The sequence below is a fragment of the Halomonas sabkhae genome (assembly GCF_030409265.1).
Lineage (GTDB): Bacteria > Pseudomonadota > Gammaproteobacteria > Pseudomonadales > Halomonadaceae > Halomonas > Halomonas halmophila.
This window is the reverse complement of sequence record NZ_JAUFPM010000017.1, coordinates 187,718-206,063: the sequence shown is the minus strand read 5'-3', so window position 1 is coordinate 206,063 and position 18,346 is coordinate 187,718. Positions and strand designations below refer to the sequence as shown.

Sequence of the window (18,346 nt, the reverse complement as noted above, 5' to 3'; positions counted from 1 at the left end):
GAGGGTCAGGCCGTGCGGTCGTGGCCGTTATCGAGGAAGGCGTAGTCGGTATAGCCCTGTTCGTCGCCGCCGTAGAAGGTGGCATGGTTCGGCTCGTTGAGCGTGGTGCCCAGACGAAAGCGCTCGGGCAGGTCGGGATTGGCGATGAAGGGCCGGCCGAAGGCGATGGCATCCGCCGTGCCCTCCTCCAGCCGCTGCCGAGCACGCTCGGCATCGTAATGGCCGCAATAGATCAGGCTGCCGCTGAAGCGCTCGCGCATCTTCTCGCGGAAACCGTCCGGAAAGGTGATCTCCCCGCCGGCCCAGTTGGGCTCGTTGAGGTGGATATAGGCCAAGCCACGCTGGTCCAGTTGCTCGGCCAGGTAGAGTGCCATGGCTTCGGGCTCGTCGTCCGTCAGGCCGAAGATCTCGATGAACGGCGTCAAACGAATGCCTACCCGGTCGGCGCCGAAGACCTCGATGACGGCATCGACCACTTCCAGCGGAAAGCGTGCGCGGTTCTCCAGGGAGCCCCCGTAACGATCGGTGCGCTGGTTGCTGCCGGTGGCGAGAAACTGATTCAGCAGATAGGCGTTGGCGGCGTGCACCTCCACCATGTCGAAGCCGGCGCTTTTGGCGCGCAGGGCCGCCTGACGATAATCATCGACGATACCCGGAATCTCCTCGGTCTCCAGGGCACGCGGCGTACTGGTGGGGTGCTGCCCGGCCGAGCCATCCGCGAACTCGACGAAGCACTGGGCGCCCTCGCCTTTCAGCGCACTGGGAGCCACGGGCGGCTGGCCATCGGGCTGCACCAGCTCGTGCGAGACACGCCCCACATGCCAGAGCTGCAGGGCGATACGACCGCCCTTGGCATGCACGGCCTCAACGACCTGCTGCCAGCCGGCCTGCTGTTCATCGGTCCAGATCCCCGGGGTGTAGACATAGCCGCGCGCCGTCGGCGAGATGTTGGTGGCCTCGCTGATGATCAGGCCGGCGCCGGCGCGCTGGGCATAGTACGCCTGTTGCAGCTCGCCGGGGACACTGTCGGGCGTCCGGGCACGGGTCAGGGGTGCCATGATGACGCGGTTGGGCAGGTCCAGGCTGCCCAGTTGAAGCGGTGTGAAGAGCGTGGGATGCGACATGATCAGGCTCCTGTGAGCAATGCATCGAGCAATCGATAAGTTGCGCACACAATAAGCATGTTAATTATTTTATGCGACCAGTGTGTATCGATTGACTCGATAGCCGCGGCCAATGATGCCGACGCACCGCGCGTGGCGCCGCTGAACAGCAGGCCCGATGGCAGCCGGCACTGCGACCGGCCCGATGCCCATGATAATCTTCCCCTGAAACCCTGCTCTGGAGCCCAAAGTGACCGCTGTCGAGATCCTGGAACGCCTGGTGGGCTTTGCCACCGTATCGCGAGACTCCAATCTGGCCCTGATCGAGTGGGTCGAAGCCTGGCTCGATGACCATGGCGTCGACCACTGGCGCGTCGAGAACGACGATGGCAGCAAGGCCAACCTGTTGGCGCGCATCGGGCCGAACGAGGCAGGCGGCGTGGTGCTGTCCGGCCACACCGACGTGGTCCCGGTGGATGGCCAGCCCTGGTCCAGCGATCCCTTCGTGCTGCGCGATGGGGACGACGACCGGCTGTACGGCCGAGGCACCTGCGACATGAAGGGCTTCATTGCCTGCGCCCTGGCCGAGGTACCGCGCTGGACCGAGCTGAGACTGGACAAGCCCATCTGGCTGGCCTTTTCCTATGACGAGGAGGTCGGCTGCGTCGGCGTGCCGCGCCTCATCGAGCGCCTCATGGCCGACCACCCGCGCCCGTCGACAGTCATCGTCGGCGAGCCGACCCTGATGCAGCCGGTGGTCGCCCAGAAGGGTGCGACCAACCTGCGCACCACGGTGACCGGCCGCGAGGCGCACTCCAGCCAGGTCTATCAGGGTGTCTCGGCGATCCACGTGGCGGCGCGCCTGGTCACCCGGATCGAGGACGTGATGCGCGAGCTCAAGGCCGAGGGACGTGTCGACGAGGCCTTCAACGTGGTGCACTCCAGCCTGCATGTCGGGCGCATCGAGGGCGGCACGGCGATCAACATCATGGCGCGTCAGTGCACCTTCGAGTGGGAGGTGCGCCACCTGCCCAGCGACGACTTCGCGGACCTGCGTGGCCGAGTGGATGCCTATGCCACCGAACTCGCAGCCGAGATGCAACGCATCGCCCCGGAGACCGGCATCGAGACCCAGGCCCTGAACGTCACCGTGCCGGCCCTGGCCGACCGCGATAACGACGAGGTACTGGCCCTTTGCCGCAGCCTGCTCGGCGAGGCGGCCGATACCTCGGCGGTGGCCTACGCCACCGAGGCCGGCCAGTTCCAGCGCCAGGGGCTTTCCACCCTCATCTGCGGCCCCGGCAGCATCAGTCAGGCCCACCAGCCGGATGAGTACATCGACCGGGCACAGCTGGCCCAGGGCGAAGCCTTCATGCGCGCCCTGGGCGAGCGGTTATCGACACGAGGGAACTCATGAAACTCTGGGTCATCAAGACCGGCGACGCCTTTGCCGATGTCATCGCCGAGCATGGCGACTTCGAGCACTTCTTCCTGAGTGCCATGGGCCCGGTGGCCGACACCTACCCCGAGCTCGAGCTGGCCGTCCACGATGCCCGCCATGACGGCGAACCGCCCGAACTGGCGGAGGGCGATGGCCTGGTGATCACCGGCTCGCATGCCATGGTCAGCCACGCCGAGGCCTGGAGCGAGGCACTGAAGCCCTGGCTGGTCGACGCCTGGCAGCGTGACCTGCCGATGCTCGGCGTCTGCTACGGCCACCAGCTGATGGCCGCCGCCCTGGGCGGCGAGAGTGGCTACCATCCGGCCGGCCGCGAGTCGGGTACCTTCCGGGTCGAGATGACGGAAGCCATCAACGGCGACGCCCTCTTCGGCGAGCTGCCCCGGCAGTTTGCCGCCCAGTTGACCCACGCCCAGTCGGTGCTGCGCCCCCCGGACTGTGCCGCGATACTCGGCCACAATGCCCATGACCCTTACCAGGCCCTCCGCTATGGCCCGCGCCAGTGGAGCGTACAGTTCCACCCCGAATTCACGGCCCCGGTGATGCGGGGCTATCTGAGCCATCAACGCCAGGCGCTGAGTGAACAGGGCCAGGATCCGGAGCGCCTGATCGCAGGCGTGACCGAGACGCCCGAAGCCACCGGCCTGCTGGCGCGCTTTGCCCGGCTGGTGGCCAGCGGTGGGGCCATGGCTAGCTAGCCACGACTGCCATCGGCGGTTTGGTGTGCGTCGTCCGGCCCGGACTCCTGCATGGCCTGCTCCTGCAGCAGGCGTTCATCGAGTGCGCCGGCAGCCGCCTTGCGGCGCTGGCGATGCAGGTCACGCAGCCCGCTGATCAGCATGGCCGAGACGATCATGCCACCCCCCACGAAGGCCAGGGGCGGTGGCACCTCGTCCAGCCACCACCACACCAGCAGCGCCCCGACCAGGGTTTCCAGCATCATGACCAGACTGGCCTCGGCCCCCGGCAGATAGCGCGGCCCAGTCTGGATCAGGAAGTAGGCCGCCGGCAGGAACAGCGTCATCAGCGCCAGGCGCTGAACGTCATCGGCGGGCGGTAATTGCACCCCGCCCAGCAGCACAGCCGGGATCAACATGACCAGGCAGCCCAGCGGCAGCACCACGGTGGTATCCACCCCGCGTTGACGCTCGCCCCGCTGTACGCTGGCCACCGTGGTATTGACGGCAATCGAAATGGGCACGAACAAGGCGACGCCCAGGCCCAGCAGGCTACCCTGCCCAACCTCTCCCGCGGCCATCAGGCAAGCCCCGATGACACAGATCACGATGACGACCCAGGTCTGTCGCCGCAGGCGCTGACCGAATACCACCATCCCGATCAGCCCGGCGACCAGCGGTGCCAGGTTCATCATGACCAGCACATTGCCCGCCGCCGTCAGCCGCGCGGCGACGACGAAGGCCCAGGCACTGCAGGCAAAGGCCAGCGGGCACCACCAGGCAGCCGAACCACAATTCCGCAGCGCCTGTGGCAGACGCGAACGATAGCGCAGCAGGGCCACTCCCGAGAGCACGATGCCCAGCAGCAGGCCCCGCCAGAACATGAAGGTGGCCACCTCCGCCTGGGTATCCTTGATCAGCAGGGCGTCCGGCGACAGCAGCAGGACACCGGTCATGGCGATCAGATAACCGCGCAGACGAAACGGCAGTTGTTGCCACATGGCAGGACCTCCTTGTTGCCCGCAAACGACAACAGGCCGAGGGGAAATCCCCCGGCCCGTCAGTACTGACTTCTGTCACCGCCCGTTCAGGCGGCTGGCTGTTCAGGCCGGTCGCGCGGACCGGCATCCGGCTCAGGCGGAACGGCGCGGAGCACGATCCTCGCTGATTTCCAGCTGGCGTCCGCCCACCCGGGCACGCGCCATCTTGCTGAGTATGCTGGTGGGCAGGCCACTCGGCAACTCGACCACCGAGAAGGCATTACGGATATCGATGCGACCGATACGGTTGCCCTCGATACCGCCCTCGTTGGCCAGGGCGCCCACCAGTTGGCCCGGCTTGATGCCATCCTTGTGGCCCACGGAAACCCGGTAGCGGGTCATGCCCTCGCTGGAAGCACGCTCCTTGCGCGGCGCCTTGCTGTCACGCGGCGCCCGCTCCTTGTTGTCCTTGCGCGGGGCCTGCAGGCGACCGATGGGCGCTTCGTCGGCACGCGCCAGGGCGGCGAAGGCACAGGCCAGTTCGGCGGCATCATAGCCTTCGCTGATCAGGCGCTCGACCAGTTCGCGCTGGGTATCCGCATCCTTGGTCAGCGAGCCGATCACCCTTTGATGAAAGACGTTGTCGCGATGGGCGCGGATCGCCGCCTCGTCGGGCAGCTCCATGTCCTGCATCTGACGACCCACAGCCTTCTCGAGCCAGCCGACCTTGCGGCCTTCGCGGTTGCCGGCGAAGGTGATGGCGACGCCGGGACGCCCGGCACGGCCGGTACGACCGATGCGGTGCGTGTAGGCCTCGGCATCCTGCGGCAGGTCGTAGTTGATGACGTGAGTGATGCGCGGCACATCCAGACCACGGGCCGCCACGTCGGTGGCGATCAGGACATCGACCTTGCTGCGCTTGAGGCGCGTGATGGTGCGCTCACGCAGGCTCTGGTCGAGGTCGCCGGACAGGCTGGCGGCGTTGACGCCACGTGCAGTCAACTGCTCCATCAGGGTGGTGCAGGCGGCACGGGTGCGCACGAAGACGATCGCCGCGTCGACCGGCTCGACTTCCAGGATGCGTGACAGGGCTTCCAGCTTGGCGCCACCGTCCACGCGCACACGCCGCTGCTCGATGTTGTCGCCGCTCGACGCCTTGGACTCGATGGCCACCTTGACCGGGTCCACCAGGTACTGATTGACGATGCGCTCGATTTCCGTCGGCAGAGTCGCGGAGAAGAAGACGCGCTGGGCATTGGTCGGGGTATCGGCGACGACACGCTTGACGTCGTCGATGAAGCCCATGCGCAGCATCTCGTCGGCTTCATCCAGCACCAGGGCCGAGAGGCCACCCAGCTTGAGGCTGCCACGATCCAGGTGGTCGATGATACGCCCCGGTGTACCTACCACCACCTGGGCGCCGCGGCGCAGCGCCTGGAGCTGATCCCGGTATTCCATGCCGCCACACAGGGTGGCCACTTCCAGGCCCTTGAGGTTCTGGCCGTACTTGCTGAACGACACCGCGACTTGCTGCGCCAGTTCACGGGTCGGCGCCAGCACCAGCACCTGTGGTTCACGACGCTCGAGGTCGAGACGCGAAAGGATCGGCAGGGCAAAGGCAGCGGTCTTGCCCGTGCCGGTCTGGGCCTGACCCAGCATATCGCGGCCATCCAGCAGTGCCGGAATGGTTTGGGCCTGAATCGGCGACGGCGTTTGGTAGCCCAGCGTCTCGATGGCGGAGAGAACAGCAGGCAGCAGAGCCAGATCGCTGAAATTGGCGACAGAAGTCGAGGTCATGAATCACACCTTGGTAGGCCGGGGTTTACCGGCAAAAAACAACAGTCATGGCGTCCCATACGCCTGGCGTACAGTCGGATTCCGCCCATGGCGGAAATCTCAAGCGGAGTCAGGGACGCCGGTCGCACCCAGCATCCGATGCTCATTCGCCCTGATGGCGAGTGCATCGTCGTGGCGACCGTCTGCGCCGAGTTCACCGGGTGGCGAACAGGGAATGGCGCTCCATCTACACAGTGAAAACGCTTGGGGCCTCGGCCCGGCGTTGTCGACCACCGCGTTCACAGCAATGAACGGGTCGCGTCGTCATGATGGTGGGGTCAGCACATGCGAGGAGCGCGTATGCTACCATCGTCTGCCTGCGCTGACCAGTCCTTTTCACATGGAGCCTCCCGCATGCCCAGCCTTTGGGTCGACGCCGACGCCTGCCCGCGCATTGCCCGCGATATCATCGTCCGCGCCGCCGAACGCACCACGACCCTGACGACCTTCGTGGCCAACCATCAGGTCCCCCTGCCCCCTTCCAGATGGGTCAAGGGCCTGGCCGTGAGCCATGGCTTCGAGGCCGCCGATGACGAGATCGTCGACCGCCTGGCGGATGGCGACCTGGTCATCACCTCCGATCTGCCGCTGGCGATGGCCGCCATCGAACGCGGCGCCAGCGTGATGACCACCCGCGGCGAGAAACTGGACGAAAGCAACATCCGCGCCCGTGTCCAGATGCGCGACTTCATGGAAACCCTGCGCGCCAGCGGCGAACACACCGGCGGCCCGAAAGGCTACTCCGACGTCGACCGCCGCGAATTCGCCAATGCGCTCGATAGATGGCTGGCGAAGAACGCCGGGTAAGAAGGAAGAAGGAAGAAGGAAGAAGGAAGAAGGAAGAAGGAAGAAGGAAGAAGGAAGAAGGAAGAAGGAAGAAGGAAGAAGGAAGAAGGAAGAAGGAAGGCAGCATGACCCACGACGGCATGGAGTCAAGGTTTTTTCTTCCCTCTTCAAGGCGCGTAGCGCCGTTCTTCCCTCTTCAAGCAGCTACGCTGCGTTCTGTCTGATCCCCTTCCCCACCAGCCGTTCGCGGTCGTGGGCGCGCTCGAGATCCAGTACCGGCCCGGCGGGGACGATGCCGGTGGGATTGATGGTGCCGTGGCTGACGTAATAGTGGCGCTTGATGTGGTCAAAGTTGACCGTCTCGGCGATGCCCGGCCACTGATACAGCTCGCGCAGATAGTTCGACAGGTTCGGGTAGTCTTCCAGTCGCCGCAGGTTGCACTTGAAGTGGCCATGATAGACGGCGTCGAAACGCACCAGGGTGGTGAACAGGCGGATATCCGCCTCGGTGAGCCACTCGCCGGCCAGGTAACGCTGCGTACCGAGACGTTGCTCCAGCCGATCCAGGGTCTCGAACAAGGCAGTGACATGCTTCTCGTAGACTGCCTGGTCGGTGGCGAAGCCGGCCTTGTAGACCCCGTTGTTGACGCCGTCATAGACCTCGGCATTGACGGCGTCGATGGTCTCGCGCAGATCGGACGGATACAGGTCCAGGCGGTTGCCGGTCACGTCATCGAAGGCCGTGTTGAGCATGCGCACCAGCTCGGCCGACTCATTGTTGACGATACGCCCCTGCTGCTTGTCCCACAGCGCCGGCACGGTGACGCGACCGGTATAGGCGGGGTCCGTCAGGGTGTACAGCTGGTGATGATACGCCACGCCGTTGAGCGGGTCGCCGCTCGAGCCTTCGTCGCGCTGATAGCTCCACCCCTGGTCGAGCATCAGCGGGCTGGTGACCGAGACATCGAGCAGCGACGCCAGCCCCTTCAACCGGCGCATGATGAGCACGCGATGCGCCCAGGGGCAGGCCAGCGAGACATACAGGTGGTAACGGCCGGCCTCGGCCGACAGCCCCGGTTGCCCATCCGGCCCGGGGCTGCCATCTGCCGTGACCCAGTCGCGCAGCTTGGCGGATTCGCGCACGAATTCTCCGCCATGCCGTTTGGTGTCATACCACTGATCATGCCACTGCCCTTCAATCAACAAACCCATGCGGCTATCCTCCGATCATCGAATTGATGCCAGCTTAAGCCGAAAAGTTCGCTGCTCAAGCGCAGTTTTTGCCGCTCATTGTTCGACTTTTTCGACCCTTCGCCCATCGGGGCATGTCGCCACCGCCTCCCTCAGGTGCTGCGCCATGGCAAGCGTCGCCGGTCCGGCCCGATCCAGGTCGCGATGAATCAACTGCATCGGCGCCTCGCGGGTGCCGCCCACCGAGAGCGGCAGGGGCTTGAGGCGGCCACTCTGCAGGGCGGCGGCAATCAGGGTTTCGGGGACCCAGGCGAAGCCCAGCCGCCGCTCCAGCATATCGATGGAGGTACTCAGGTGGCTGACCGTCCAGCGCTGCTCGGCCTTCAACCAGCCGGCATTCAGGGGCTGGCGCTGTGCCGAGTCACGCACCACCAGTTGGCGATGCTGTTCCAGGTCGCGCAAGTCGAGCACGCGGTCCAGCTGGTGGAGGGAATGCTCGGGATGCGCCACCGCAATGAAGCGCACCGAGACCAGTGGCTCGCCCAGAAAGCCCTGAGCCGCCAGCCCCGAGATGACCAGATCCGCCGAGCCATCGTAGAGCATTTCCACGCCCCCATTGAGCACCGACTCGTGCAGCTGCACGCGCACATGCGGGTAGTCCCTCGAGAAGGCTTCCATGGCGCTCGCCAGCGCATCGGGCGGGAAGATCTGATCGACGCTCAGCACGACTTCCGCCTCCAGCCCTTCCCCGAGACGTTCGGCAACATCCTCCAGCGCATCGGCATTCTCGAGCAACTGACGCGCCCGCCGCAGCAGGAGCTCCCCTGCCTCGGTCAAGCGTACCTGCCGTCCGGATGGTTCCAGCACCTCGACACCCAGCTGTTCCTCCAGCTTGTGTACGGCGTGATTGAGCGTGGAGGGGCTCTTGTGAACCACCTCGGCAGCGCGAGCAAAACCGCCATGGTCGACGACGGCGGCGAGCATCTGCCATTGAGCGAGCGTAACGCGAGACATTTTCGATTTCCTCGAACCTAAAGCGCAAAACTATGCGCTTAATTTTCGAAAATATTGGACTAAAATGCCAATCAAAGCCTCCAACGTGGAGATTACGACCATGACGACTTCCACTCTGCGCCCCGTCATTCGCCGCCAGCACAGTCAGCCCTCGCGTGATGGCGATGGCGTGGCCATCCAGCGCCTGCACGATTTCGGCGGCGGCATCGACCCCTTCCTGATGCTCGACGAGCTGATCGCAGCTCCCGAAAACGACGCCATCGGCGGCTTTCCGCCGCACCCTCATCGCGGCATCCAGACGCTGACCTTTGTCCTGCACGGCGGCTTGCGTCATGAGGACCACATGGGGCATCGCAGCAGCATCGGCGCCGGGGATGCCCAATGGATGCATACCGGTCGCGGCATCATCCATGGCGAAACACCTTTCACGGATGACCAGGGGCTGCATGCCTTTCAGTTGTGGCTCAACCTGCATTCCCGGGACAAGATGAGCGCCCCCACCTATCGTGATGTGCAGGCTGCCGAGATGCCGCAGCATACCCAGGACGGCGCGACCCTGACGGCACTTGGGGGCAGTTGGCAGGTTCTCGACGGAAAGCGTCTGGATGGCCCCCTCGATGCCCTGGCCGGCCAGGGCGCTGTCGCCCACCTGCGGCTCGACAGCGAAGCGTCCCTGAGCCTGTCGAATACCGCAACGACACTCCTGGCGCTGGTATTCGCGGGCAGCCTCGACGCCAACGGCGATTCCATTGCCCAGGGCGAACTGGCCACCTTCGGCCCGGGCGACACCCTGACGTTAACAGGCCGTGAAGCGACTCAGTTGCTGTTGCTGGCCGGTGAGCCGCATGGCGAACCCATCGCCCACCACGGCCCTTTCGTGATGAATCATCAACACGAAATCGAGCAGGCCATGCGCGATTATCGGGACGGCAGCCTGGCAGTTTCGCCCGCCTGATGAGGGCACACTCAGCGCCTCGTGCGCCCCGATTCAGCATCTGACACGCTGCCAGTGAAAGCGGCGGCGTGCACACTCGAGGCGCTGACCTGCCACCCTGCCTTCATGAAAAAGGGCTTTATTAACGGGGAGTTGGAAGACAAGGCCGATGAATATGCCGGATCGACAGTTCATGCTTGTTTTCGCTTCACAGGCTTGTCAGGCAACATGACGGCATGCCACGGTGCGGATTAGCAAACGCTGTTTTAATTGCTGACGCACCTCTTGCCCCGGGCACTCTCGAGGCGAGCCGTTCGTGTACTGTAAAAATATATAGACTAGGCACTACCGACTTGATCGGTTAAGGTTCGCATGCCTATTTCTATGTCATTTTTGTTTATTCATCACAGTCACAACGGCCCAATTTCATGATGCGAATCCTTCATTCGCTGCCCCGCACGCACAAGTTATTGTTGTTACCGGTTGCCACCATGGTCACCGTGCTGGGCGCTCACAAGATTGTCGCGACGCTGGACGAAGCCCAATACGAGCAGGACACGACCGCTCAGACCGAGACGATCATGATCCCGCTCGAGGCGGACAGCAGTCCGGGCGTTCCCTCCCTGGCCATGGACCAGACACCGGTTTCCAGGGCGATCGATGCCGCTTCACGCGCCATGGATGCAACCCGCCAGCACATCCCGCTCTCGCAGCTCGAACCCAGCGAAGTGGTGAATGTCGATTTCATCAATCCGGCTCACGCCAGAGTGGAAAAGGCGGACAACGAGACGACGCCCCGGGTCGAGACCGCAGCGGCGCTTGCCGTCAATAGTGTCGAGAAGGCCGCCCCACTGCCGGACATCGACGAAAGCGCCCGACAGATTGCCGTGGTCCTGGGGAATCTGAACAGCGATACCCCATCCGGCGAACCGATGGTGGTCGACGCGACCTCCTACAAGGATATCGATGAGGACGAGCTTCAGCTGTTCGACGACGGCCCGATCCAGCTGGCTCATGCCATCGCCGCCGACGAACCCTTCGTCCCCGAATGGCAGACCTATACCGTCAAGTCCGGTGATACCTTCACCGAGCTGGCGCAAAGCAGTCTAGGCCTGGGCTATTCCGAGGTCTCGAACCTGCTGGACAAGCTGCCGGAACAGAAGCTGCTGACGCGCTGGGACATTGGCGACCAGTTCGACTACCAGCTCAACGAAGCGGGCGAGCTGGCCAAGTTGCGCATCATGAGCAATATCCGCGACGGCTTTCTGATCACCCGCAGCAGCGAGGGCCTGGACGTTGCCACCATCGAGCGTGCCGGTCAGCAGACCCAGCGACTCTATGCCGGCACGGTCAGCGGCAGTTTTGCTCGTTCGGCTCAGGCCACGGGACTGACCAGTTCGGAGGTCTCCAGCCTTTCGCACGTGCTGGAGAAAAAGCTCGACTTCCGTCGCGACACCCGGCGCGGTGACCGCTTCGAGGTCCTGGTCGAGTCCGACATCATCGATGGCCAAACCCTCGACCCGCGCATCCTGGCCGTCGACTACAACGGCTCGCGCATGGACATCACCCTGGTGCGCAACGAGCAGGACAACCACTTCTACACCCCGGAAGGCAAGGGACTCAATCCCTCCTTCAACCGCTATCCGTTCGATGGCCAATATCGCATCAGCTCGCCATTCAACCTGAAGCGCCACCATCCGGTCACCGGGCGCATCAGTCCGCACAAGGGCACCGATTTCGCCATGCCAACCGGCACCCCGGTGGCAGCGCCCGCCAGCGGCCGGGTCGAGCTGGTCGGGCATCACCCCGCGGCGGGACGCTACATCGTGATTCGTCACGACAATGGCTACAAGACGCGCTACCTGCACCTCTCCAAGCCGACGGTACGTCGTGGTGATCGCGTCGAGATGGGCGAGCGTATCGCGCTATCCGGCAATACGGGACGCAGCACCGGGCCGCACCTGCATTATGAAGTCCTGGTCGACAACCAGGCCGTCAATGCCATGAATGTCGAGCTGCCGGAAGGCGGCAGCCTGCGCGGCGAGGCCCTGGCCGAGTTCAAGCGCCGGGCCGAGCCCGTGTTGGCAGCCCTGGAAAGCGGTCAGACCGGCACGGTCGTGGCCAGCGTCGCGGACAAGGACGACAGCGACGACGACAACGAAGGCTGACGGCCCGACACTCCGGCCACCAGCAACGCGACGCCCCACCCCCCTCAGGACGGTGGGGCGTTGTCGTTTGGATTATAGGGCGACCGGCTTGTCCAGCGCCGCCACCAGATCGTCATCGCGTTCATAGATGTCCGGTCGAAATGCCAGCTCCCCGTCAGGCTCGGGCTGTACCGTCCAGTAATGCAATACCACCGGCACATGACGGTCCAGCAACACGTTGCGAGTCTTGCCATCGGCCACCAGGCGACTGGCATCGGCTTGCGTGCCGGTATCGTCGAACAGTAGCTGGGCCAGTTCCATGACGCCTTCCACCCGAATACAGCCGGAACTCAGGGCACGCTTGGAACGCGCGAACTGCCCTCGCGATGGCGTATCGTGCAGATAGATCATCTGGTCATTGGGGAAGCGCACGACCATCCGGCCAAGCGGGTTACCGGCCCCGGCCTGCTGACGCAACATCACCCCTCCCGGATTCGACCAGTCGACACTCTGCGGATCCAGCGGCTCGCCCGAAGGGCTCAGCACCGAGAGGTTCTGGCGCTGAAGGTAATCGAGGTCACGCCGCACCTCGGGGAGTACGTCCTCGCGCATGATGGTCGGCGGTACCGTCCAGGTCGGGTTGATGGTCAGGTGGGTGATTTCCGAACGCATCGACGGCGTACGCCGGTACGGCTGCCCCACCACGACCCTGGAGCGCCAGGTCTCGCCATTGGGACGGAAGTAGCGCAGATCATAGCCGGCAATATCGACCAGCACGAACGACTCCGGCAGGCCATGCAGCAACCAGCGTGCCCGCTCCATGTTGGCGCGGATCTGGTCGATGCGCTGATCGACGCTCATGTTCAGTGCCTTGAGCGTCCGTGGGCCGACAATGCCATCATCGGCCAATAGGTGGTGACGCTGAAAACGTTGTACGGCTTCGACCAGGGTGTCGTCGTAAGCATGGGGGTCCGGCGCCTGCAGCTCGATGGTCGGATAGAAGCTGGCGTCCGCCGCCGCGACCTCAGTATTGCCGATGGCCGCCAGCCGCTCGCGCAGACGCTCGACACTCTCGCCGCTGTCTCCGGGGCGCAGGACATCTTCATGCTCCAGGGTCGGCCAGCCTCCCTGTCGATCGATGCGGCGATAGTGCGCCAGGCCCTCGCGCAGCTGCTGGTAGGGGTCGAAAGGGGGGCGTGCCTGATCGAATGCTGCCTCGACGTTCCCCTTGTCCAGAGCCTGTGAGATAGCCGCCATATCCAGGTCCGGGGACTCGACGTCCAGCTCCCAGTCAGAGGAGAGCCGCTGCGGATCCACCTTGCCACGTTGCAGATGCGTCAATGCCGTCAACATGGTACGGCTGGCGTGGATTTCGAAGCGTGCCCTGGTCTCGGCATTGGTAGGGTCCGCGAGCGCCGCCCGCGCCTTCTCCTGTAATTCACCGGGCCGATAATCCTCGGGGACGAGGCCATCGGCATCCAGCTTCCCGAGGGCCTGGACCAGGGCTTCCACGCGCTGGGCGTCCTGCCAGATGGGCCGTTCACTGCGCACCTGGTACAGCCGGCTCAGTCGCGCTGAGGCATCGGCCAGCTGCGTCTGCCAGGCCTCGCCCGACAACGCTCCAGGCGCCTCCGACTGGGCCAGGGCCGGCGCAGCCAGCATCAGCCAGCCCCCCAATGCCAGGGCCGTGCGACATCGGGCTGTTCGACAAACATCGGCGGCGAACATGAGGTAATCTCCCTGCAAATAGTCGACAATATTGGCCATCCTGGCCAATATTGCCATAATACTGCCTCGAGGCGCCGCTTCAACACGCGCCAGGACGAATCCTTCGCTGGACCCAGGGTCCAGTCCAGATGATCACCGACGGGAACTCGCGGGATGTCATATTACAAGCTCCGCCATGGTGTCGGCTGCCTGCTGACCGGTGCCCTGGCGCTGTTTACCTCTCCGCTGCAGGCGGGCGACTTCATGGACCAGGCCTACTCCCCCCGGCAATTCGATCACTCTCCTCTGGCGCAGGAACTGACGCGTCTGGCACCGCAAGCCAACCCCGGCGTGCTCCATCTCGCGGCACGCGCCCTTGACTGTGCCGATCCCGGCGCCGAACGTCTAGCGGTCATCGACTTTTCGCTGCCCTCCACCGAGCCCAGGCTCTGGGTCTTCGATCTGGCCCGTACGCGTCTCATGTTCCGCGAGCTGGTCTCCCACGGACAGGGCTCGGGCGACAACATGGCCACCACCTTTTCCAACATTCCCGAAAGCCATCAGTCGAGCATCGGCCTGTTTCGCACCCTCAACAGCTATCAAGGCAGCAACGGCTATTCGCTGCGTCTCAAGGGACTGGAACCGGGAGTCAACGACCGCGCCTATGATCGGGCCATCGTCATGCATGGCGCCGACTATGTCAGCGAGGAATTCATCGACAAGGCCGGTCGCCTGGGACGCAGCCACGGCTGTCCGGCGGTGCGTCAGGAAGTGGCCCGCCCGCTGATCGACAGCATCAAGAATCAGCAGTATCTCTTCACCTATTACCCCGATCGGGAGTGGCTGCGTCAATCCAGCTACCTGAGCTGCCCCGACGAGAATAGTCACTTCGCCATGCAATGAAGGCGATCTTTTCGGCACCATGCTGGTGTGCATATGGCGGGAGTGGCGACGTTCTGTGTCTTGCCCTTGATCAACAAGAAGGCGCTCGGCGCCCTCTTGCTGCGTTGAGAGCGGCACTCCTGATCCTGCCCTAGATGCAGCAAGGCGCCGGGGGACGTTTTGCGTTCTCCCGACAGCAAAGACTGGCACCACCATCCATCCCAACGGTTCAGCCCCAACCGCTAGTGTTGCGGTGATATCCCGGCTCGCCACGTTGCACAGCCTCTCATATATGGCCATGCTGGAGCGGCACAGAGCGCGGCGTGTCGCCGCCTCTATCCAAAGTGAAAGGAGCCTGACATGACGATCGCTATCGGTGACCGCATCCCCGACATCACCCTCAAGACCAACGGCGACCAGGGACCGGAGGACATCGCCACCGGCGAGCTCTTCGCCGGCAAGCGAGTCGTGTTGTTTGCCGTTCCCGGTGCCTTCACTCCCGGCTGTTCCAATACCCACATGCCGGGCTTCGTGGTCAATGCCGACAAGCTGCTCGACAAGGTCGACGTGGTGGCCTGCATGGCCGTCAACGATGCCTTCGTGATGGACGCCTGGCAGAAGGACCAGAACGCTCAGCAGTTCACCATGCTGGCCGACGGCAACGCCGAGTTCGCCCGCGCCCTCGGGCTGGACATGGATGCCAGTGGTGGCGGCATGGGGACGCGCAGCAAGCGCTTTGCGCTGATCGCCAATGACGGTGTGGTGGAATACCTCGGCGTCGATGCCAAGGGCGTCGACCAGAGCAGTGCCGAAACGGTCCTCGGGCAACTCTGAGCGCACGCCACGCTATACTGCCGGACACAGGGTTCGGTGCCTCTCCTGGGCAGGTGATGGGGCGACATCGGCCGGATACGCCCACTTGCCCCGGCGCCGCCCTGACCGGCCGTACCATCTGCAGGTAGGGGCAAATCCCTACCTGCTTCCATTCCCTTGGCGGCCGGGCGACATGCTCGGCCATGCTGGAGATGACCATGAACGATGCCATGACACTGCGCGGAAGCTGCCTGTGTGGTGCCGTGTCGCTCGCCGTCGAGGCCGAGCGCCAGAACGTCACCGCCTGCCACTGTCGAATGTGCCGCATCTGGGGTGGCGGTCCCCTGCTGGCCATGGAGTCCGTGCGCCGCGTGACACTGGCAGGCGAGGACCAGGTCAGCCTCTACGCCTCTTCCGAATGGGCCGAACGCGGCTTCTGCCGCCACTGCGGCACCCACCTCTTCTACCGGTTCAAGACCGGCGAACATTACGCCGTGCCGGCGGGCCTCGTCGACCAGGGGGAAGCCTGGACACTGGATTCACAGATCTTCATCGACGAAAAACCGGCCTGGTACCACTTCGGCAATGACACCCACAACCTCACCGGCCGAGAAGTCTTCGAGTCATACCAGCCGCCCACGGATTCATGACGCTGCCGGCCTCGGGGCAGCCGGTCAACCATCTTGGACAGGCAGCGTGCAGGATACCATTCTTGGGAAATGGCATTCTGCCAGCTGTATGGCCATTCCCTTGCACTGGATGACGACGGGCTGTTGCACGCTATCCCATCTCGTCAAACGCCACCCAGCCCGATAACGCAAAACGGCAAACAATCCGGTGAAACGCACATACTTGTTGGGTCCCGGGACGATTTTGAACTGGATAGAGCATACGGTACACAGCCGGTTCGTGAGCGGGTTCATTCCCGACGAGCTGAAGGGTACTGACTCGATCGACGAGTACCGCGCGCGACTGCTGGTGGTCTTCGCCATCGGCGTGGTAGCGATCGGTTGGTGTGCCTCTGCTTTCTACCTGTTCATGTCCGCCTACCTGGCCTGCCTGATTGCCGTGGTTGGCGGGTTGTCCATCCTGTGTGGCCCGCTGTTCATGAAACGCCGGGGCAACCTTGGCCTCGGTGCCCTGGTGGCGACTGGTGGACTCTTCGGCACCGTTTTCGCCTTCTCCTGGCTGACCGGCGGCATCGCGGCCCCGAGCCTGTTATGGATGGTGACGGTGCCCATTTTCGCGCTGGTGATTCACAGTACCAGCGCCGGTATCGGCTGGGCGTTGCTGGTCGTACTGGCAGTCGGGGGATTCTACGCTCTCGAGCCTCGTAGCCTATCCGCCTGGGTTCCGCACCCCTTCGCCATACCGGAGCTGCATCTCCTGAAGTTCGTCGCGGTAACCAGTGTCGCCGTGGTCATCCTGCAATTCGCCCTGATATATGGCTGGCTGCATGGACGCTGGAACCAGAAACTCGTGGAGGCCCGCGATGCCCTCGCCTATCGGGCGTGTTACGACCAGTTGACCGGCCTGCCGAACCGCGAGGAATTCCAGCAACGCTTCAAGACGCGAATCGTCGCAGCACGGCGCGACGATTCGCCCTTCTGGTACGGATTTCTCGATCTGGACAATTTCAAGGCGGTCAACGACAGTCTGGGGCACCCCGGAGGCGACCGCATCATCGAACTCGTCGCCGGCCGCCTTCAAAACGCCTTGCGCGAAGGGGGCTCGATCGGCCGCATCGGTGGCGACGAATTCGGTATCCTCATCGACATCGACCCGACGGGAGACGACCGGCAAGACCTGCTCGACCGTTTGACGGAGGCCTTTTCATCTCCTTTTGATATCGACGCTGCCAATGTCCGGTTAGCCGCGAGTATCGGGCTGGCACGCTCGGACATTCACGACTTCTCCGCACACAGCGATGAAGACGTCCTGGAGATCCTGCACCGCACGGCCAACCGAGCCATGTTCCGTGCCAAGCAGGTCCCGGGCCCCCGTATCGAGTACTTCGATCCCCAGGATCGCGGTGAAAGCGACCGCCGGGTTCAGCGTGAGAACGCCATCCGCGAGGGCCTGGCACAGGGGCAGTTCGAGGCCTATTATCAGCCCATCGTCGAAATACAGGGTGGCAGGCTCATCGGTGCCGAGGTGCTGGCGCGCTGGAATCATCCCGAGCACGGCCTTCTGGGGCCCGACGAATTCCTGCCCCTCGCCTTGCAATCGCCCCTGATTCATGAGGTAGCCGATGCTCTGGTCGAGGCGCTGTGCCGGGATCTGGCCTCGACGCGAATGCGCGAGTCTCATGGAGCTCCACTCGTTCTGCAGGTGAACCTCAGTCCCGAACAGCTTTATGCCAGGGAGCGGCTGGAACCCTTGATCTACAGGCTGACAGTCAACTGTCAGGAAGCGGTCGAGATGCGCTTCGAGATCACCGAGTCGGAGTGGACCAAGAACGAAGAGGGCTTTGAATGGCTGAAGTCCCTGGGCGCTGACCTGATCATCGACGACTTCGGCAAGGGCTACTCATCGTTGTCACGCCTGGCCCACATGCCGTGTCGCGGGCTGAAACTCGACCGCGAGTTTATCCAGGATATCGATGCTACCCCCCAGAATCAGGCTCTGGTACGCGCGATCGTACAGATGGGGCGCGCACTCGATTTGAGCGTCGTTGCCGAAGGCGTCGAAACGCAGGCGGAACTCGATGTCATCCGCCGGGCCGGCGTCGACATCGTCCAGGGCTTTTATTTCGCCAGACCGATGCCTTTCCAGGCGTTGTTGGAGTACCGCGACGGCTCGCGACAAGCGTCATGA

16 protein-coding genes are annotated in these 18,346 nt (G+C 63.9%); 10 read left to right on the top strand and 6 right to left on the bottom strand.

Annotation, left to right across the window (positions count from 1 at the left end; translation table 11 throughout):
* Positions 1-5 precede the first annotated feature (5 nt).
* A complete protein-coding gene (locus QWY79_RS11730) occupies positions 6-1,124 on the bottom strand; it encodes an alkene reductase (RefSeq protein ID WP_290272920.1) in 1,119 nt (372 codons plus the stop codon).
* 229 nt (positions 1,125-1,353) lie between these two features.
* Here QWY79_RS11730 and argE point away from each other — a divergent pair, with 229 nt between their 5' ends.
* Together argE and QWY79_RS11720 are read left to right on the top strand one after the other, a co-directional pair.
* On the top strand, positions 1,354-2,520 hold the full coding sequence (gene argE / locus QWY79_RS11725; RefSeq protein ID WP_290272918.1) for an acetylornithine deacetylase: 1,167 nt from the start codon (positions 1,354-1,356) through the stop codon (positions 2,518-2,520).
* Positions 2,517-3,260, top strand: coding sequence for a glutamine amidotransferase (locus QWY79_RS11720; RefSeq protein ID WP_290272916.1), 744 nt, complete (start codon positions 2,517-2,519; stop codon positions 3,258-3,260). Before argE ends, QWY79_RS11720 begins: the two co-directional genes overlap by 4 nt.
* Here QWY79_RS11720 and QWY79_RS11715 read toward each other — a convergent pair.
* Together QWY79_RS11715 and QWY79_RS11710 are read right to left on the bottom strand one after the other, a co-directional pair.
* Positions 3,257-4,240 (bottom strand): DMT family transporter, encoded by a 984-nt coding sequence (locus tag QWY79_RS11715; RefSeq protein ID WP_290272914.1) that lies wholly within the window; start codon positions 4,238-4,240, stop codon positions 3,257-3,259. The two genes, QWY79_RS11720 and QWY79_RS11715, sit on opposite strands and share 4 nt — an antisense overlap.
* Positions 4,241-4,372: 132 nt before the next feature.
* Complete coding sequence (locus QWY79_RS11710; RefSeq protein ID WP_290272912.1) at positions 4,373-6,016, bottom strand: DEAD/DEAH box helicase; 1,644 nt, start codon at positions 6,014-6,016, stop codon at positions 4,373-4,375.
* Between the two features lie 393 nt (positions 6,017-6,409).
* Between QWY79_RS11710 and QWY79_RS11705 the strand changes: the two genes are divergently transcribed.
* Positions 6,410-6,862: a YaiI/YqxD family protein gene (locus QWY79_RS11705; RefSeq protein ID WP_290272910.1), complete on the top strand. Its 453-nt coding sequence runs from the start codon at positions 6,410-6,412 to the stop codon at positions 6,860-6,862.
* Positions 6,838-7,065 (top strand): hypothetical protein, encoded by a 228-nt coding sequence (locus QWY79_RS11700; RefSeq protein ID WP_290272908.1) that lies wholly within the window; start codon positions 6,838-6,840, stop codon positions 7,063-7,065. The genes QWY79_RS11705 and QWY79_RS11700 overlap by 25 nt, the downstream gene beginning before the upstream one ends.
* On the opposite strand, the gene QWY79_RS11695 is transcribed toward QWY79_RS11700, so the two are convergent.
* Positions 7,046-8,053, bottom strand: coding sequence for a glutathione S-transferase family protein (locus QWY79_RS11695; RefSeq protein WP_290272905.1), 1,008 nt, complete (start codon positions 8,051-8,053; stop codon positions 7,046-7,048). The two genes, QWY79_RS11700 and QWY79_RS11695, sit on opposite strands and share 20 nt — an antisense overlap.
* Positions 8,054-8,128: 75 nt before the next feature.
* Entirely contained in the window at positions 8,129-9,046 is a 918-nt protein-coding gene (locus tag QWY79_RS11690) for a LysR family transcriptional regulator (protein ID WP_290272903.1), read from the bottom strand.
* A 100-nt stretch (positions 9,047-9,146) separates the two neighbouring features.
* Here QWY79_RS11690 and QWY79_RS11685 point away from each other — a divergent pair, with 100 nt between their 5' ends.
* Together QWY79_RS11685 and QWY79_RS11680 are read left to right on the top strand one after the other, a co-directional pair.
* A complete protein-coding gene (locus tag QWY79_RS11685; protein ID WP_290272901.1) occupies positions 9,147-10,001 on the top strand; it encodes a pirin family protein in 855 nt (284 codons plus the stop codon).
* 407 nt (positions 10,002-10,408) lie between these two features.
* Positions 10,409-12,148, top strand: coding sequence for a peptidoglycan DD-metalloendopeptidase family protein (locus QWY79_RS11680; protein ID WP_290272898.1), 1,740 nt, complete (start codon positions 10,409-10,411; stop codon positions 12,146-12,148).
* A gap of 72 nt (positions 12,149-12,220) precedes the next feature.
* Here QWY79_RS11680 and QWY79_RS11675 read toward each other — a convergent pair whose 3' ends face one another.
* Positions 12,221-13,855 (bottom strand): L,D-transpeptidase family protein, encoded by a 1,635-nt coding sequence (locus tag QWY79_RS11675; RefSeq protein ID WP_290272895.1) that lies wholly within the window; start codon positions 13,853-13,855, stop codon positions 12,221-12,223.
* A 153-nt stretch (positions 13,856-14,008) separates the two neighbouring features.
* Between QWY79_RS11675 and QWY79_RS11670 the strand changes: the two genes are divergently transcribed.
* The 4 genes from QWY79_RS11670 (at position 14,009) to QWY79_RS11655 (ending at position 18,346) form a co-directional block, all read left to right on the top strand.
* The gene (locus QWY79_RS11670) at positions 14,009-14,737 is read left to right on the top strand and encodes a murein L,D-transpeptidase catalytic domain family protein (RefSeq protein WP_435389788.1); all 729 of its coding nucleotides are present in this window, start codon (positions 14,009-14,011) and stop codon (positions 14,735-14,737) included.
* 339 nt (positions 14,738-15,076) lie between these two features.
* The gene (locus tag QWY79_RS11665) at positions 15,077-15,550 is read left to right on the top strand and encodes a peroxiredoxin (RefSeq protein WP_290272893.1); all 474 of its coding nucleotides are present in this window, start codon (positions 15,077-15,079) and stop codon (positions 15,548-15,550) included.
* A 197-nt stretch (positions 15,551-15,747) separates the two neighbouring features.
* Positions 15,748-16,179, top strand: a complete 432-nt coding sequence (locus tag QWY79_RS11660) for a GFA family protein (protein WP_290272891.1) — start codon at positions 15,748-15,750, stop codon at positions 16,177-16,179.
* 259 nt (positions 16,180-16,438) lie between these two features.
* The gene (locus tag QWY79_RS11655) at positions 16,439-18,346 is read left to right on the top strand and encodes a putative bifunctional diguanylate cyclase/phosphodiesterase (RefSeq protein WP_290272889.1); all 1,908 of its coding nucleotides are present in this window, start codon (positions 16,439-16,441) and stop codon (positions 18,344-18,346) included.

Coding starts and splice junctions, on each gene's coding strand:
- QWY79_RS11730 (WP_290272920.1), bottom strand. CDS start 1,124: ATGTCGCATCCCACGCTCTTCACACCGCTTCAACTGGGCAGCCTGGAC.
- QWY79_RS11720 (WP_290272916.1), top strand. CDS start 2,517: ATGAAACTCTGGGTCATCAAGACCGGCGACGCCTTTGCCGATGTCATC.
- QWY79_RS11715 (WP_290272914.1), bottom strand. CDS start 4,240: ATGTGGCAACAACTGCCGTTTCGTCTGCGCGGTTATCTGATCGCCATG.
- QWY79_RS11710 (WP_290272912.1), bottom strand. CDS start 6,016: ATGACCTCGACTTCTGTCGCCAATTTCAGCGATCTGGCTCTGCTGCCT.
- QWY79_RS11705 (WP_290272910.1), top strand. CDS start 6,410: ATGCCCAGCCTTTGGGTCGACGCCGACGCCTGCCCGCGCATTGCCCGC.
- QWY79_RS11700 (WP_290272908.1), top strand. CDS start 6,838: ATGGCTGGCGAAGAACGCCGGGTAAGAAGGAAGAAGGAAGAAGGAAGA.
- QWY79_RS11695 (WP_290272905.1), bottom strand. CDS start 8,053: ATGGGTTTGTTGATTGAAGGGCAGTGGCATGATCAGTGGTATGACACC.
- QWY79_RS11690 (WP_290272903.1), bottom strand. CDS start 9,046: ATGTCTCGCGTTACGCTCGCTCAATGGCAGATGCTCGCCGCCGTCGTC.
- QWY79_RS11685 (WP_290272901.1), top strand. CDS start 9,147: ATGACGACTTCCACTCTGCGCCCCGTCATTCGCCGCCAGCACAGTCAG.
- QWY79_RS11680 (WP_290272898.1), top strand. CDS start 10,409: ATGATGCGAATCCTTCATTCGCTGCCCCGCACGCACAAGTTATTGTTG.
- QWY79_RS11675 (WP_290272895.1), bottom strand. CDS start 13,855: ATGTTCGCCGCCGATGTTTGTCGAACAGCCCGATGTCGCACGGCCCTG.
- QWY79_RS11670 (WP_435389788.1), top strand. CDS start 14,009: ATGTCATATTACAAGCTCCGCCATGGTGTCGGCTGCCTGCTGACCGGT.
- QWY79_RS11665 (WP_290272893.1), top strand. CDS start 15,077: ATGACGATCGCTATCGGTGACCGCATCCCCGACATCACCCTCAAGACC.
- QWY79_RS11660 (WP_290272891.1), top strand. CDS start 15,748: ATGAACGATGCCATGACACTGCGCGGAAGCTGCCTGTGTGGTGCCGTG.